This window comes from Streptomyces sp. 150FB, from assembly GCF_000818195.1.
Lineage (GTDB): Bacteria > Actinomycetota > Actinomycetes > Streptomycetales > Streptomycetaceae > Streptomyces.
In genome coordinates, this window is sequence record NZ_JTHL01000001.1 from 193,467 (window position 1) to 209,017 (window position 15,551).

The 15,551-nt window shown below is 68.8% G+C and carries 15 protein-coding genes and 1 pseudogene; 8 read left to right on the top strand and 8 right to left on the bottom strand.

What is annotated here, in order from left to right; all coding sequences use genetic code 11:
- Window positions 1-263: 263 nt before the first annotated feature.
- The 4 genes from QR77_RS00630 (at window position 264) to QR77_RS00650 (ending at window position 3,786) form a co-directional block, all read left to right on the top strand.
- The gene (locus QR77_RS00630; protein ID WP_040019169.1) at window positions 264-1,040 is read left to right on the top strand and encodes an isocitrate lyase/phosphoenolpyruvate mutase family protein; all 777 of its coding nucleotides are present in this window, start codon (window positions 264-266) and stop codon (window positions 1,038-1,040) included.
- A gap of 61 nt (window positions 1,041-1,101) precedes the next feature.
- Complete coding sequence (locus tag QR77_RS00635) at window positions 1,102-1,803, top strand: DNA-3-methyladenine glycosylase (protein ID WP_040019170.1); 702 nt, start codon at window positions 1,102-1,104, stop codon at window positions 1,801-1,803.
- Between the two features lie 445 nt (window positions 1,804-2,248).
- Window positions 2,249-2,824: an RNA polymerase sigma factor gene (locus QR77_RS00645; RefSeq protein ID WP_040019172.1), complete on the top strand. Its 576-nt coding sequence runs from the start codon at window positions 2,249-2,251 to the stop codon at window positions 2,822-2,824.
- The gene (locus QR77_RS00650) at window positions 2,821-3,786 is read left to right on the top strand and encodes a hypothetical protein (protein ID WP_040019173.1); all 966 of its coding nucleotides are present in this window, start codon (window positions 2,821-2,823) and stop codon (window positions 3,784-3,786) included. Before QR77_RS00645 ends, QR77_RS00650 begins: the two co-directional genes overlap by 4 nt.
- Window positions 3,787-3,946: 160 nt before the next feature.
- Here QR77_RS00650 and QR77_RS00655 read toward each other — a convergent pair whose 3' ends face one another.
- Both QR77_RS00655 and QR77_RS00660 read right to left on the bottom strand, forming a co-directional pair.
- The gene (locus tag QR77_RS00655) at window positions 3,947-4,633 is read right to left on the bottom strand and encodes a TetR/AcrR family transcriptional regulator (RefSeq protein WP_040019174.1); all 687 of its coding nucleotides are present in this window, start codon (window positions 4,631-4,633) and stop codon (window positions 3,947-3,949) included.
- Between the two features lie 122 nt (window positions 4,634-4,755).
- Window positions 4,756-5,190: a hypothetical protein gene (locus QR77_RS00660; RefSeq protein ID WP_052488419.1), complete on the bottom strand. Its 435-nt coding sequence runs from the start codon at window positions 5,188-5,190 to the stop codon at window positions 4,756-4,758.
- 233 nt (window positions 5,191-5,423) lie between these two features.
- Between QR77_RS00660 and QR77_RS00665 the strand changes: the two genes are divergently transcribed.
- Window positions 5,424-6,851 carry an FG-GAP and VCBS repeat-containing protein gene (locus QR77_RS00665; protein WP_040019175.1) on the top strand — a complete coding sequence of 476 codons (1,428 nt, stop codon included), beginning with the start codon at window positions 5,424-5,426 and terminating at the stop codon, window positions 6,849-6,851.
- A gap of 72 nt (window positions 6,852-6,923) precedes the next feature.
- Here the strand turns inward: QR77_RS00665 and QR77_RS00670 are convergent, their stop codons facing one another.
- Window positions 6,924-7,562, bottom strand: a complete 639-nt coding sequence (locus tag QR77_RS00670) for a DUF402 domain-containing protein (RefSeq protein WP_040019176.1) — start codon at window positions 7,560-7,562, stop codon at window positions 6,924-6,926.
- A gap of 234 nt (window positions 7,563-7,796) precedes the next feature.
- Window positions 7,797-8,318 (bottom strand): pyridoxamine 5'-phosphate oxidase family protein, encoded by a 522-nt coding sequence (locus QR77_RS00675; protein WP_040019177.1) that lies wholly within the window; start codon window positions 8,316-8,318, stop codon window positions 7,797-7,799.
- A gap of 128 nt (window positions 8,319-8,446) precedes the next feature.
- Here QR77_RS00675 and QR77_RS00680 point away from each other — a divergent pair, with 128 nt between their 5' ends.
- Together QR77_RS00680 and QR77_RS00685 are read left to right on the top strand one after the other, a co-directional pair.
- Window positions 8,447-8,875 carry a MerR family transcriptional regulator gene (locus QR77_RS00680; protein ID WP_040019178.1) on the top strand — a complete coding sequence of 143 codons (429 nt, stop codon included), beginning with the start codon at window positions 8,447-8,449 and terminating at the stop codon, window positions 8,873-8,875.
- Entirely contained in the window at window positions 8,872-9,864 is a 993-nt protein-coding gene (locus QR77_RS00685; protein WP_347359761.1) for an aldo/keto reductase, read from the top strand. The genes QR77_RS00680 and QR77_RS00685 overlap by 4 nt, the downstream gene beginning before the upstream one ends.
- A 33-nt stretch (window positions 9,865-9,897) precedes the next feature.
- Here QR77_RS00685 and QR77_RS00690 read toward each other — a convergent pair whose 3' ends face one another.
- From QR77_RS00690 to QR77_RS41965, 3 genes are all read right to left on the bottom strand, one after another.
- Window positions 9,898-11,190 carry a GAF domain-containing SpoIIE family protein phosphatase gene (locus QR77_RS00690; RefSeq protein WP_063797975.1) on the bottom strand — a complete coding sequence of 431 codons (1,293 nt, stop codon included), beginning with the start codon at window positions 11,188-11,190 and terminating at the stop codon, window positions 9,898-9,900.
- A gap of 199 nt (window positions 11,191-11,389) precedes the next feature.
- Window positions 11,390-12,781 carry an FAD-dependent oxidoreductase gene (locus tag QR77_RS00695; RefSeq protein ID WP_040019181.1) on the bottom strand — a complete coding sequence of 464 codons (1,392 nt, stop codon included), beginning with the start codon at window positions 12,779-12,781 and terminating at the stop codon, window positions 11,390-11,392.
- A 199-nt stretch (window positions 12,782-12,980) separates the two neighbouring features.
- Complete coding sequence (locus QR77_RS41965) at window positions 12,981-13,661, bottom strand: TetR/AcrR family transcriptional regulator (protein ID WP_160310868.1); 681 nt, start codon at window positions 13,659-13,661, stop codon at window positions 12,981-12,983.
- A 78-nt stretch (window positions 13,662-13,739) separates the two neighbouring features.
- Here QR77_RS41965 and QR77_RS48050 point away from each other — a divergent pair, with 78 nt between their 5' ends.
- The gene (locus QR77_RS48050; RefSeq protein ID WP_078876402.1) at window positions 13,740-14,777 is read left to right on the top strand and encodes an amidohydrolase family protein; all 1,038 of its coding nucleotides are present in this window, start codon (window positions 13,740-13,742) and stop codon (window positions 14,775-14,777) included.
- On the opposite strand, the pseudogene QR77_RS43025 reads toward QR77_RS48050, so the two are convergent.
- Window positions 14,761-15,513: pseudogene (locus QR77_RS43025) on the bottom strand (helix-turn-helix transcriptional regulator); the annotation flags it as partial. The gene QR77_RS48050 and the pseudogene QR77_RS43025 sit on opposite strands and share 17 nt — an antisense overlap.
- Window positions 15,514-15,551: the final 38 nt, after the last annotated feature.

The following is a 15,551-nucleotide window of genomic DNA, read 5'->3' on the forward strand; positions in this document are numbered from 1 at the left end:
GGCCCCTTCAGCTCTTTCCAGCGTAGACCATAATGGGCTTGACAGCCCATTCGTATCGGAGTTGAGTGTGAGGAGAGGGCGGCAGGGATGACCGTCAGTGAGAATTGAGGAGTGTGCGGCCCTCGCATCGGATCCCGCGTCGAAATCCCGCATCGGATCCTGTTGGAGCCGGGCCGGCACACCCCCGACACGAGCGGCGGGCCGAAGGCGCTCCGCTCACTGCCCATGACCACCGGTGAGACCCGTGAAAGGCAGCAGCACTCATGACCTTCCGTGAACTGCATGACCAAGGTCCCCGTCCGCTCCTGCTGCCCAACGCGTGGGACGTCTCCTCGGCGCTCGCCTTCGTCGAGGCGGGATTCCCCGCTGTCGGCACCACCAGTTTCGGCGTCGGCGCGGCCGCGGGTTTCCCCGATGGCGGACGGGCCACGCAGGAGGCGACTCGCGCGCTCGTGCAGCGTCTCGCGTCCCTGCCCGTCTACGTGACCGCGGACATCGAGGACGGGTACAGCGACGATCCGGAACAGGTCGCCGACTTCACCGAACTCCTCGGTGCCGACGGGATCAACCTCGAGGACAGCACCGCGGGGAAACTGGTGAGCCCGGACACCCACGCGGCCAAGGTGCGTGCGGTCAAGCGACGCAGCCCCGATGTGTTTCTCAACGCGAGGGTGGACACCTACTGGCTCGGGCAGCAGGCCACCTTGGCCGAGACGCTCCGCCGCGCCACCGCGTACGTGGACGCCGGTGCCGACGGGATCTTCGCCCCTGGAGTCACCGAGCCCCAGGACCTGCGAGAGCTGGCCGCGCGGCTGCCCGTACCGGTCAACGTACTGGTCGTCCCCGGGCTGTCCCTCGACGAGTTGGGCCGGCTCGGCATACGCCGCGTCAGCACCGGCTCGCTGCCGTACCGCAGGGCGATCGACGCCGCCGTGAGCGCCGCGGAAGCGGTACGTGCGGGAAACCCGGCCCCCGACGCCACCCCCTATCCGCGCATGCAGCGGCGCCTGGTCGACTTCGAAGAATCCGTCCGCCGCTGACAACGTCGTCGGCGGGCCACGCTCCCACCAATTGCGATACCAAGGACGGGATTGCCGAGCCATGAACGCCGCCTCCGCCTCCGCCCACACGCATCTGGCCAAGCGGGAACGCGTCTTCCGCGACCTGATCACGGACTACGGGCCACAAGACCCTTTCGCGTGGCACGACGGCGGCCGCTCCGGGTCGAGCCTCTTCGCCGCACTGCTGATCCACATCACCGGACAGCGGATCTCCGCCGCGAGTGGGTTCACACTGTTCGACCGGGTCGCCGACGCCCTCGGAGGCGTTCCCACTCCCGAAGGCGTCATCGAGTTGGGTGCGGAGCGCCTGCGCGGCTTCGGGCTCACGCGGATGAAGGTCGACTGCACGCTCGACCTCGCTCGTTCGATCACCGCGGGACACCTCGACCTGGTGGGCATGCCAGCGCGGGACGACCGTACCGTGACCGACGCGCTTACAGGCATCCGCGGCATCGGCCTGTGGTCCGCGCAGGCGTTCTTGATGCGCCAGCTCCAGCGCCCCGACGTCATGCCGTTCGAGGACATGGGCATTCGTGAAGCCGTGGGCAGCCAATGGAACATGGCACGACGTCCCACGCCCGGCGAGATCCGCGCCAAGGCCACGCACTGGTCGCCGTACCGCAGCTACGCCGCCGCCCTGCTGTGGCGTTCGCTCAAGCCGGTGGGTGAGATCTCCGACCCGAAGGCCCGGGCTCTGGCCCGCGGGCACGCACCGTCGGCCGAACGGACGCCCGGCAGTTAGCACACTGTTCATCGGCGACCTCGACGCGGTCATGGACGCGATGTCCCCCCCTGAACACACTCCCGGATAGGCCGACAAGCGGACCGGCGGCAGCATGGCGCGCCGTCCGCACAGTCACGCACGACAGCCCCCGAGGCGGTGCTCGCGGATGTCACACATCGCGGGTTCTGACGCACTAGGAACATGTAAAGGGCGTGCGGGTGGCGCCAGTTCGGGTTTGGACAGGAGGATTCGGTGGATCCGGTATTGATCGGGGCAGGGGTGACCGTGCTCATGGGCGCTGCGGGCAGCGCGGCGCGGATGGCGCGGCGGTGGGCGGCATCCGAGGTGGCTCGCCTGGTGGCAGAGGCTCTCGACGAGCAGTACCGGCCCCTGGGTCCGCGGCCCCTGCTGCCGCGACCCGGATCCCGCGTCGATCGCCTCACCGGGATGGAGGGGTTCCGTCGTGGACGACGCGCCGACCGCTGAACCGCACATGGCGGGCTCACTCGAGACCACCGCCCCACCCCGGCAGGGCCGTGAGCTGGCGGAGGAGCTTCATCACGCGGAGTATCCGGGCCTGGTGCGCTTCCTTCTCCTGAACGGAGCGTCCTGGAACGAAGCGCAGGATGCCGCTCAAGACGCCTTCACACAGATGTGCCGCCCCGGCACGGACATCACCTTTCCCAAAGCCTGGCTGCGGAAGGTGGCTTGGCGTTCCTGGCTGCGTCAGCAGGTGCGGCAGGAGGAGCTGTGTGCCGAGGTACCGCACGCTCCGGCACCGCACTGGCAGAGCCCGGCGAACGCGATGGAACTTGGAGTCCAGGAACGGTATGTCATCGAACTGCTGTTGAGGCTGCCGGCCAAGCAACGAGCCGCCCTGGCATGGAATCTGGACGGTTTCACCTCGCAGGAGAGCGCGGACGCCATGGGCATCAGTCCGGACGCGGTACGTCAGAACCTCGCCCGGGGACGCGCCACCCTCAAGGCACAACTCGGCCTAGAGGAACCGAACGGCGAAACGCAGGAGGAGGAGCGATGAGCCACCGTCGGGGAGTTGAACGCCTGGACGGGCTGCTGGCTTCCGCGTACGAGCAGTTGGGAGTCGTCGTCTACGACACGTTGATGGGCCAGGGTGGGCCGCCGGAGCTGCATGACCCTGACCTCGCGCTGGGCCGTCTCCTGGTGTCGGCACACCGGCAGAGCGGAGCATCCGTCGTCAAGCGTGTGGCGGAGCAGCGGGAAGCACTGCGTTCGGGGAGCCGACGGGCGGAGTCGGCGGCCGAGGAGCCGACGGAGGAGGAAGGCAGTCTGCTGACGCGGCGGCCGGCGCCCGTCAGGCTGAAGTACCGCAAGCAGGCGCTGCGGCTCGCTCAGGCTTATTGGCCGCAGGACATGGCGGCGCTGACTCTCGACTCCCTGGAGCGTGTCCGGGAGCTGATTGTGAGCCTCGAAGAGAGGGAGAGGCCGCTGGGTGACGATCGCCGGATGCTTGAGCGGACGAGCGCCCGGCTGGGCGTCGTACTCCGGCTGCCGACACGGCAGTTGCCCCTTCCCGTCGTGGGATACGACTATCCGGTGGCGGTGGAGGACTACCTCTCCGGCCACGCGACCCGCGTCATGCGCGCGGCGCTCAGCGCGCAGCGACTCGTCGACGCGGAACTCGTCGACTATCTCTCGGATCCGGAGACGTTCTGGCTTGCCGCCCTGGAGGTGGCGCACGATCTTGCCGACGACCTGGATCTGGTGCACCGGGAAGCCACAGCGCTCTGGGCGGCGGTGACAGCGGTCAGGAGGGCGAGTACCGACTTCCGTGGGGCAGATCTGCGTTCGGTGGAGTTGGACGGCGTCGTGCTCCAGGGAATCACGTGGGATGCCGCCACCGCCTGGCCCGCGGAGTGGGAGGAACGCATCCGCTGGGCCTCACAAGCGGTGGACGACGATCAGCGGGTGCTTGTCGTCGGCATTGAGCCGCATGACAGCACCGTGTCGGCCGACATCTGAGAGGCGGGGGGTGCTCCGGGCCGTGCGGCCGTCTCGCCTTCTCGCTCTTTCGCCGTCTCGCCGACAGAGGGTCGAATAATCCGGCCATGCGTGTTACTGACTGGGGCAGACCGGACGGCTCGGACGCGCGTCCCCTGGTCGTGCCGCTCGGCCGACCCGGTCAGAGACCTACGGTGTCCGCGAGACCGTCGGTGTGGGCGCGGAGGAACTCTTCGGGATCGCTCAGAGTATCCGCCGCGTACTGACCGAAGACGTCGAACAGAATGGCGCCGATGACCGCGGACCACAAACCGTAGGCCCGGGAGACGTTGCCCACCGGCATCTCGAAACCGAACACTCCCCGCAATCGCTCCATATCCGCGCGGACGGTCGGGTTGAGCGGCGCCTCCACCGTTCTCAACTCGCCGGCTCGCCAGGCGTCCTCGACCAGTCCGGCGAGAGCGAGGGCAAATCGTGTGCCGGGCTCCACGGTCTGGTCGCCGGGGGCCGCGTAGCCGGGCACCGGAGTGCCGTAGAGCATGGCGAACCTGGACGGTTCACGAACGGCCCAGGCGCGCGCCGCGAGTGCTGCCACCTCAAGCCGCTTGCGGTACGACAGGCTCGTCGCCGCCGCGAGGGCCGCGTCGACCTCGTCGGCGAGTTCGTTGTACGCGTCGACGATCAGCAGGGTGATGAGCGCTTCGCGGTCGCGGACGTAGCGGTAGAGCGCCGACGGGACGACTCCGATGTCCCGGGCCACGGCCCGCAGGGACAGGTCGGCCGGACGCACCGTCGCCAGGTGTTCGCGTCCCACACGCACGATGTCACGCATCATCTGCTCGCGTGCTACTTGCCGTGGAGTGACCATGCATCCACCCTATAAGCCGACGGTGTGCCCTCTCGGACCACCAGTGCTCCCCGCTCAGAAGCGGGGGCGGAGGCGGAGGCGCAGCGTGGGGCCGGCCGGGCCGGCCCTACGGACAGGACAGCTCACAGCGCGTTCGTCGGGGCATCGTCACGCTTGATGACCCGCCACGACTCCCATCCACGGCAGACGACGTACGCGAAGATCGTGAGCGCCGCGACCGAGGAGTCGGTGATCGAGGACTGCGCACCCTCGGTGGTGTCCAGGATGGTGAAGGCGAGCACCGTTGCCGCGACCTTGTGAAAGATCACCATTTCCCAGATCGCCGGAACCTGACGCGGCCGGTACGCGAGCATCGCCCACATCGCGCTGAACACGAGGTATCCGAAGGTTCGCCACCCCTCCACCATCAAGCGGTCGTCGCTCGCGTCCGCCATCAGGAAGAACCCGTTGATGAACACCACGAAGGTCACAACGGAGTTGAGGGCCATCAGGCCGCGGCCGATGCGGTCCCAACGCCGGGACGGGGTGCTGCGGACCGTGATGGTCGCTGTGGTCACGACGGACATCCTTTTGGTGAGGGAGCAAGAAGCGAGAACACTGTTCTCCATTGAGGGAAACGATGCCCCACCCCCCGGCCTAAGTCAAGAACAGTGTTCTCGCTTGCCGTGTGCGGCTGAGCCCGTTGGCCCGCTCCGCAGGGCGGCCCCGTCCCGTACGGGCGTGGGCGCCGCCGTACGGTCTGCCTGGCCGGCCGCACAACCATTCGGGGGCGGCCCCGGTCCAACTCCCCATGAGGAAACGCCTTGTCACCACTCTGGCCCTGACCGCGGCAGCCGGCTGCGGGACCCCCGGGGCCGTACCCCACTCCACCGTCTCACCGGGCATGACGCAGAGCGCCCCGGCCGCGAAGCGACCCGCGGCCGCCCCCGACACCGCCGGGGCGCACGCCGACTTCGACGGCGACGGGAAGGAGGATCTCCTCATCACCGACGCCTCGGCCACGGTCAACGGTAAGTACGCCGCCGGCTACGCGGCCGTCGTGTACGGCTCCGGGGGCGGAGCCGACGTCCGGCGCCACCAGGTGATCACCCAGGACAGCCTCGGCCTCGGCAAGGCGGGCACCGGCGGCCTCTTCGGCAGCCAGGCCATCTCGGCCGACCTCGACGGCGACGGCCGCAGCGATCTCATCACGCAGGCCGGAACCAATACGGTCTTCGTGGTCTGGGGTGGAAAGAAGAAACTCTCCGGGGCGGCCAAGCTGACCGGCGCCACGCCGGTCGCCGGCGACTTCGACGGTGACGGCCACGCCGATCTCGTCACGAGCGGAAGCACGGGCTCCATGGCGACGGTACGGTTCGGCCCGTTCACCCGGGCGGGCAAGCCCGCTCGTACGAAGACGCTCGACCTCACGCCCGACAAGTCGTCGTACTACACCCCCCGGCCCACCGGCGTCGGCGACGTGAACGGCGACGGCAAGGACGATCTGGTGGTCACCTGGTCACACGTGTTCGCGGACGAGATGCCGACCCCCCGCGCCACCGTCGTCTACCTCGGAGCGGCCAACGGCGCACTGAAGAAGGGCCCGCGCCTCAAGGACGCGCGCGGCAAGGACATGTACGGCTCGGTCACCCTCACGTCCGACGTGAACAAGGACGGCTTCGCCGATGTGGTCGTCAGCCTCACCTGCGAGATCAACGGCGACGTAGCCGTACCCGAGGGCGGCAGCCGGCTGATGGTCGCGTACGGCGGAGGGAGCGGGCAGAGCACCAGCCTGAAGCCCACGACGATCAACGAGAAGACAGCGGGGCTGCCCGGCAGGCCGATCTCCTCCCGCTGCGACTTCGGATACGCGCCGGCGACGGGTGATGTGAACGGCGACGGTTACGGTGACGTCGCGTTCAGCGTTCCGGTCAAGGTCGACAGGGGCAACAAGATGGAGACCCTGGTGCTGAGCGGCGGGCCGAAGGGCCTGACCGGCGAGAACGTGAAAAGCATGTCCGGCCTGCCGATGCGTCCCACGCTGGCGATCCAGGACCTGAACGGCGACGGCGCGGGCGAACTGGCGGTCGGTACCTGGTACGTGAACGGGGCCGAGGACACGATACGGATCCTGCGCGGCGGCCCGTCCGGCATCAGCACCGCAAGGCCGACGCTCTTCGGGCCCGCGGATCTGGGGCTGAAGCCGGAGCAGGGGGACACCTCGGACTTCGGCCACTGAAACAGCCGGCCGCCCGTTGCACGACCCTGCGCAAGGTCGAGGCTCCTCGGCCAGGGCTGCCGCCATTCCTCGTCACCCGTGCGGTGACAGACGCGGCGCGGGCCACGCCGGGTTCCAGCGCCAGGCGGCCCATCGGTCGGCGTCCGCGAACGGCCCGGACCGGTCGGCGAGCATCGCGACGACCTCGGCGCGGGCGAGCTCCACCGCCCGGTGCTCGGTGTCCGATACGACGCCCAGGCGCCGGACATGGGCGTACTCGTCTTCGTCCTTCCAGGTGAGGGTGGTCAGGTCCGGGTCGATGACGAGGTCGACGGTCAGGTCGAAGGTGTCGAACCCGTTCTCGGTACGGCGGGTCGGGTGCTCGAAGTTGACGTACCAGTTCCTCAGCCCGGCTGAGGTGTAGAAGGCGTTGATGCTGAACCATGCCGCCGGCGGCTTCCACAGGAGCAGTTCGGTGTCCTGCCACACGCCAGGCGCGAGTTCCCACTCCCCGGTGGCCAACGCGTCGAACGCCTCGGTGCGCACCGAACGGTCCTCGTCGGCGCGGGCCTTGGCGTACAGCGACGGCCACCGTGTCTGTGCTCCGGGTGCGCAGGCGGTCACCAGTGCGTCGGGAGTGTCGGCGATGACGCGCAGTGCGTGCTCGCTCCACACCCGGCCGCGGTACATGTCCCGCCGTAAAGTCGTCTCGCCGACGTCGAACGCCCTCATCCGGTACCCCTCGGTTCGTCATTCCCTTGTGCCGGTAGGCGCGTGGGACGCGCCCTGACGACCGTACGCACGGTGGCGGACGCTGATGACACCGTGATCACTGGGCGTGGCTCAGGCCTTTCCCGATCCAGTGTGAAAGCCGCCCCCTGCCCGACACGTTCTCCGAGTCGACCACAACCCAGCCGGACATTCCCGCAGCGAAAATTACGGTCCGTTCGGCCGTCCGCACCGCGGCTAACGCTCGAAGCGCCAGCGGGTCGCGCCGTTCGGCTCCCTGGTCGCGACGCCGACCACCGTGTGGAACGTGAATCGGTACAGGTGCCACGGCGGCGGCCCCGCGCTGGGAGCGCTGAACGGTGCCGTGAACCCGTCTCCCTCGACCACCGCCGGCCAGCCGCCCGCGCGGTAACCCGCGGCGGCCTGCTCAAGCGTCGGCGGGTCGGTCACCCTGGTCGCGGTGCCGTCGAGTACGAGGTCGATGCCCGGCAGCCGGACGGAGATGGTGCAGCGCGGGTTGACGGCCAGGTCGCGGGCCTTGCGGGCGGCCGGGCCGCTGGTGAAGTAGACGTCGCCGTCGAGCCACTGCGCGCCGACGCCGGCGGCGTGCGGTGTGCCGTCCGGGCGGCACGTTCCGAGGAAGTACGTGAGGTCGGGGCTCGGCACGGCGGCGAGTGCGTCGCGGGCGCGGCTCCACTCCAGCGCGGCGTCTCCGTAGCGGTCGAGATTCGTGGTGTCGGTCGGTGCCAGTTCAGTCATACCCGGTAGACCGACCACACAGCGCGAATTCATCGGTGACGGGAACGTGGCCTCTCCCGACGTAGCCGCGGACCCGCCCCGGGCCGGGTGTTTGACCTGGTGTGCGCACCAGGGTGCAAGGTGGGGGCATGAGCGAGTTGATCCTTCCGGACATCACCGCCTCGGTCCCCGACGGAGGCCTCCCGATCGGCGAGGCCGCCGCCGCCTGCGGTCTCACCGTTGACGCGTTGCGGTACTACGAGCGTGAGGGGCTGACGCTGTCGCCGACGCCCAGGAATGCCGCCGGACAGCGGCGCTACGGCGTGGGCGACGTGCGGTGGCTCGCGGGGCTGGCGATGTTGCGGGGGACCGGCATGCATATCGGCGAGATCCGGCGCTACGCCGAGCTGGCGCGAAGGCCGGGTACCGAGGCCGAGCGCATGGCCCTGCTTGAAGAACACCGGAAGCGCGTGCTCGCCCGTATGGCCGAGACACGTCGGCACCTCGCCGCCATCGACCTGAAGATCAACGCCTACCGCGACGTCGCTGCCTCGGGCAGCAAAGGAGTAACCACATGAAGACCATGGAAACCACGGCGCTGGGCAGTCAGGGCCTGACCGTATCCGCACAAGGGTTCGGCGCCATGGGAATGAGCGCGTACTACGGATACGCGGACCAGTCGGAGGCTGTCGCCACCCTCAACCGTGCCGTGGATCTGGGTATCACACTGATCGACACGGCCGAGGCGTACGGGCCGTTCAAGAACGAGCGACTCGTCGCCCAGGCGCTCTCCGAGCGCCGGGACGAGATCGTGCTGGCGACGAAGTTCGCCACCGAATTCGACGACGACGGTGTTCCGCACGGCATCAACGGCAGGCCCGCCTACGTACACCGCGCCGCCGACCGGTCCCTGCGCCACCTGAAGACCGACACCATCGACCTGTACTACCTCCACCGGGTGGATCCTGACGTCCCGATCGAGGAGACGGTCGGCGCGATGGCCGAGCTGGTCGCGGCCGGAAAGGTCCGGTACATCGGTCTGTCCGAGGCGTCGGCCGCCACGATCCGCCGCGCGCACGCCGTACATCCCCTCACAGCGGTGCAGTCGGAGCTCTCGCTGTTCTCTCCGGATCTGCTCTCGAACGGGGTGAAGTCGACGCTCGACGAGCTGGGTATCGGCCTGGTCGCCTTCTCACCCATGGGCCGGGGCTTCCTCAGCGGTGCGATCCGCAGCGTCGACGACCTCGCGCCGGACGACGCCCGCAGGGGCCTGCCGCGCTTCTCTCCCGAAAACATCAGCGCGAACCTCCGTCTGGTCGACGCGATCCGCGAGCTGGCTGCCGCGCGCGGCGCGACCTCCGGACAGGTGGCCCTGGCGTGGGTGGAGGCGCAGGGGGCCGTCCCGATCCCCGGCACCAAACGACGCACCTACCTGGAGGAGAACGCGGCGGCCGCCGGTCTTGAGCTGTCCCCCGCCGAATTGCTGGCTCTCGACGACGCCATGAGCAGCGGTCAGGTCCAGGGCGCACGGGACACCCCGGGCGGTCTCGCCGCGACCAACCGCTGAACCCGGGCCCCCGCCCGGCCGGGCCGTATCGGTTCAGGGGACGTGGAGGGCGAGCAGGGCGATGTCGTCGCGGTAACGGTCCGCGGTCGGCGGGACGCCCAGTTCGTCGCACAGTACGTCCAGTGGCCCGCCGGCCAGGGCGGACGCCCGGCGGGCGAGGTCGTCGAGTGCCTCGGTCAGCGTTCTGTCGTGGGCCTCGATCAGACCGTCGGTGTAGAGGAGGAGGGTGCTCCCGGGCCGCAGGACCTGTACGTGTTCGGTCTGCGGCTGGGTGTGGTCGACACCGATCATGATGCCGTGGACGGTCTCGGGGTCGAGATAGACCGCGTCCCCGTCCGGGGTGAGCAGCAGCGGCGGTGGGTGCCCGGCATTGGTCCAGCTCAGCCGCCAGGAGCCGCCGGGAGCGGGTTGGAGGGTGGCCACGACAAGGGTCGCCATGGTCTCGGAGCCGGTACGGTGCAGGGCCTGGTCCAGGCCCTCGACGATCCGGGCGGGGCTGTGCGGAGGGTCGAGCGCCAGGACGTACAGCATGCTGGTCATCTGGTGCATGGTCAGGGCCGAGCCGGTGTCGTGGCCCATCACGTCGCCGACGACGATGCACCAGGTCCCGTCGGGCAGCTCCACCGCCTGGTACCAGTCACCGCCCACCCGTGGTGTGTTGTGGGCGGGGCTGTAGCGGGCCTCGACCTTGAGGGATCCGATGTCGGGCAGCTCGGGCAGCAGCCGGCGCTGCATTTCTTGTGCCGCCTGCTCCAGACGCACATGGTGGCGGGCGTTCTCGATGGCGCCGCCGGCGACGTTGGCGAGGGCGGCCGCCAGAGCCTGGTCGCCGGAGCTGAAGGGCTCCCCGTCGTAGCGTTCGCTGAGATAGAGATTGCCGTAGACGGTGTCGTGGATCCGGATCGGTCCGGCGAGCAGCGTGCGCATGTCGGGGTGCCCGGGCGGGAAGCCCACCGCGTCCGGCTCGGCCGCGATGTCCGTCAGCCGGATCGGCGCGTCCTCGTGCAGGACCCTGCCCAGGATGCCCCGGCCGGTGGGCAGATACCCCACAGCCCGGTAGACATCGGGGCCGGCACCGGTCGTGATCAGGTCCGAGAACTCGCCGTTCTCGTCGAGCACCCCCAGGGCGCAGTAGCGGACACCCACTGCCCGCGCGGCGGCGTCCACGATCCGCTGGAGCACCGACGCCAGATCCAGATCGGCCGCGATCCCCAGCACGTCCTCCATCAGCCGGCGGATCCGCCGCTCCTGATCCGGATCCTCCTGGAACCTGCGCTCCATTTGTTCGACCAGAGCCCGGTGTGCTGCCTCTTTGTCAGTGGACATGATCCAGTTCTCTCACCCGCGCGCTCCGGGGCGAGGATGCCGCGAGCTGGCACCTCGGAGCCCCGCCCGGACAGCGGAGCGTACCGGGCCGGGCCCGGGGACCGTCGGTCCGGGTGCGTGGGAGGAGCCGGCGGCGGACCGCGTACGCGTCGCACTGCCGGCACGCCTGCGCGGCGCTCTCGCCCGCGTACGCGACCGGCTACTCGGGCAGGACCTTGTCGAACACCTCGTTCAGGGCCTCGGTGGAGCTCGGGTGGGTGTAGATGGAATCGCGCAGTTCCGTCGCCGTCACCTGGTGGCGGATGGCGAGCGCGACGGTGTTGATGATTTCCTGTGCGTCGATTGTCAGGAGTGCGGCGCCGAGGATGAGATCGGTGTCGGCGTCGACGATGAACTTCATCACGCCGCGTGTCTCTTCCACGGTGTACGCACGGGGCATCGCGACGATGTCGGCGACCTTCTCGCGGGAGACCTTGATGCTACGGCCCTCGGCGCGCGCCTGTGTTTCGGTGAGGCCGACGGTCGCGAGGGGTGGCGTGATGAACAGTGTGTGCGGCACCGCCACCCGGTCGGACGTGCTGCGCTTGCCCTCGCCCAGGAGCTGGTCGAGCACGATCCGGGAGTCGTCGAGGGAGATGTACGTGAACTGTCCGCCGCCGTTGACGTCCCCGAGCGCGAAGATGTGGGGCCGGCTCGTACGCAGGTGCTCGTCAACTTCGACGGCGCCGCGCGGAGTTGTGCGGACACCGGCCGCTTCGAGGCTGAGCTTCGACGTCGCCGCGCGCCTGCCCGTGGCGGGCAGCAGGGCCTCCGCGTCGATGGACAGGTTCCGCCCGTCCTTCTGGTAGCTGACAGTTGCGGTGTTCTGGTTGTCACGGACCTCGGTGACCTTGACCCCGGTGATGATCTGAACGCCGTCTCCGGTGAGGATCTCGCTGACGGTCCGGGCGATGTCCGCGTCCTCGCGGGGCAACAGCCGGTCGGATGCCTCGAGTACGGTGACCTGCGCGCCGAAGCGCCGGTAGATCGAGGCGAATTCGAGGCCGAGGTAACCGCCGCCGACGACGACAAGGCGGTTCGGCAGTTGATCCTTCTGGATCAGGTCGGTGCTGCTGACCAGGTGCCTGCTGTCCGCCAGTCCAGGTATCGCGGGGACGATCGGCTCTGAGCCGGTGTTGATCAGGATGGTCGGCGCGGTAACGGTGATGCGGTCCTCTCCCCCGCCGACGGCCACCGTGTGGGCGTCGATGAAGCTCGCGAGGCCCGTGATGACGGTCGCGGTGTCCTTGCCGTCGAGGGCGTCGAAATTGCCGGCGCGGAACGCGCTGGTCAGTTCGCGCACTCCGGCGACGGAGTGCGCGAAGAACTCCTGGGCGTCGTCCTCGAAACGCTTGGCGTTGGAATAGTGGACCAGCATCTTGGTCGGAACACAGCCCACATTGGGGCAGGTTCCGCCGTACATGTTCTCGGACTGCTCAATGAGGATGACGCGTTTCCCGGCGTCGGTGAGCACATGAGCGGCGGCCTTTCCTCCTTTGCCGAAGCCGATGACAAGAACGTCGGCGGAGAGAGCCGTGGTGGTTGTTTCCATGGTCTGAATTTCCTTTGACACGGTTGACTCGCATAAGCATCCGCGCGTGCCAGAAGCACGTCAGAAATAATGGAGTCGCGCCTTTTTGGCCCAATTTGGAGACCCTCGGAAGATTCAAACATCTACGGAGGGTGACGTGTAGGTCAGAGCCTAGGCAGGCAATGACCGGGAACGTGCGTTCGAGCAACGGCCTCGACGGTCAGTCCCGCCCAGGCCCGGCCTCCCGGCCGAGACCCGCGAGTACGAGCGCGATGGCCGCGTCGACCTCCGCGGTGAACCGGCCCTGCTCCGGCGCCTGTTGCCGCATCCACCGGAGCAGCGCGCCCTGGAAGACGTCGTAGAGCACTTCAGCGATCAGCGCCGGATCGGCCGACTCCCCCAACCGCGGCTCGTTCGGTTCGCTCGGTTCGTTCGACTCGTTCGACTGGTTCGCCGGCCGGTCGCGGAGCCACTCGTGCAGCCAGTCCCGCAGCTCCCCGGACAGCAAGGAGCGGTGGTGCGCCGAGCCGTACCCGCGCAGCCAGCCGAAAACGAACTGCCGCGTCTCGTCCCAGCTCCGCTCGGTCAGCACCGCGAGCTCGTGAAAGTACGTACGTACCCGATCGGGCACCGACTCCCCGGGGCGCCTGGCCCCTCGGGCCACCGCCGCCGCCTCGTCGCCGCGCCTGACCGCCCACTCGACCGCGATGTCGGCTTTGGCCGGGAAGTGGTTGAACGCGGTACGCCGAGCGACCCCGGCCGCCACCGCGATGTCATCCATGGTCGTGGTGTCGTAGCCGCGCGTCACAAAGAGCTCCACCGCCGCCCGGAACAGCCGCTCCCTGGTGGCCAGCCTGCGGCGCGTCTTCCCGTCCGGCTCCCCCGTCATCTCCTGATCCATCTGGACATTGTTGCACTGCGGTGCAACACTCGCATTAGTGCACTCAAGTGCACTTACCTTCGACGAAGGAGTCATCCCATGACCAGGGTCAACGGATGGGTGGACATCCACGCGCACTACACCCCGCCGACCACCGCGGCCGGCCGCGAGGCCCAGTGGCGCGGGCTGCGGGAGGCGTGTTTCCTCGCGCCGGAGCCGTACCACTGGAGGCCGGAAGACGCGCTCGCGACCATGGACCGGCTCGGCATCGCCATGCAGATGCTCAGCCCGATACCGGTACCGCCCACGCTGCCGGAACTGCGGGCGTGGAACGACTACGGCGCACAGCTCGTCACGAGCCACCCTGACCGCTTCGGCCTGCTGGCCGGGCTGCCCACCGACGACCCGGACGCCTGTCTGGCCGAGATCGAGCGGGGCGACGCGCAGACCCACCCCGACGGCTACCTCGTGACCACCCGGCGGGCCGGCGTCCCTCTCGGCGACGAGCGCCTCAACCCGGTATGGGCCGAGCTGAACCGGCGGCACGCCGTGGTCTTCGTCCACCCGGCCACCGACATGACACCGCCGCTCGGACAGCCCGTCGCGCTGGTCGAGATCGCCTTCGAAACCGCACGCGCCGCCGTGCACCTTCTCTACACCGGGTTCTTCCGGCGTTACCCCGACATCACCATGGTGCTGGCACACTGCGGCGGCTCACTGCCGGCGCTCTCCGGGCGCCTCGGCCTGCTCGGCGCCGAGCCGTGGGTCCCCAACCCGGAAGGCCTGACGGCGGAGGACATCCGCGCGGATCTGGCCAGGCTCTATCTCGACACCGCGGCGACCGGTACGGACGCCAACCTCGCCGCGGCGGTCACGATGGTGCCGCGCGACCACTTCGTCTACGGCGCCGATGCCGGGGTCCCCTGCTCGGACGACGCCAGCATGAGCCGGAACCTGGACGCGCTGCTCGGGTCGGCCGTGCTCACGCCGGAGGAAGTCGACGGCCTCGGCCACCGTGCGTTCCACCTGTTCCCTGAGGCGTCCCGCCGTCACGCTGCCGGAACCTCGCTTCGAATTCCTCCTGCTGCGACGGGATCATCACACACAGAACCTGACCGGGAGCGCTTTCCATCCTGATGAACTCACTGTGGAATTCAAGTTCTCCACTCTCGTGGTGCAGGGTTTTCTTCTCACGCTCCCATGTGGATACCTGGTAGGTGTCCCACAACTGACGAAAAAGTGGGCTCCGCCGGGTCAGATCGCCCACAATCCGCTGAAGCCGTGGCGCGTCCGGTCGCCGTCCGGCGTCCATGCGCAGCAGTCCCACCATGTCGCCGGCGGCTTCTTCCCAGGATTCGCCGTAGAGTTCCCTCGCCCGCGGAGAGAGCAGCATCCAGGTCACCGCGTTCCTCTCGTCCGCCGGCATGGCATTGAAGTCGGTGAACACGAAGCAGGCGGCCGCATTGGCGAAGATGACGTCGACGTACAGGCCGTAGACGATGGCCGGAGTGTCTCCCAAGCGGTCAAGAACCCGCCGGATCCTCGTGTCGACGCCGTTCGCGGATGTCTCCTTCTCCACGGCCTCCGGGACTTTCACCCGCGCGAGTGTGTAGACGTGACTGCGTTCGTCCGGAGTCAGACGCAGCGCGCCGGCGATCGAGTCGAGTACCGCGATCGACGCCGTGCTCTGCCGTCCTTGCTCCAGGCGCGCGTAGTAGTCCGGGCTGACGCCCGCCAACCGCGCGAGTTCCTCTCGTCGCAGACCCGGCACACGACGATGTCCGGAGGCCTCAAGACCCGCCTGGGACGGGTCCATGCGGGCACGCCTCGACCGCAGGAAATTTCCCAGCTCGGCATTGCGCTGCTTGGTCACCGTCTCACCCCTCGCCTGATAGCCATCATGCTCGAACG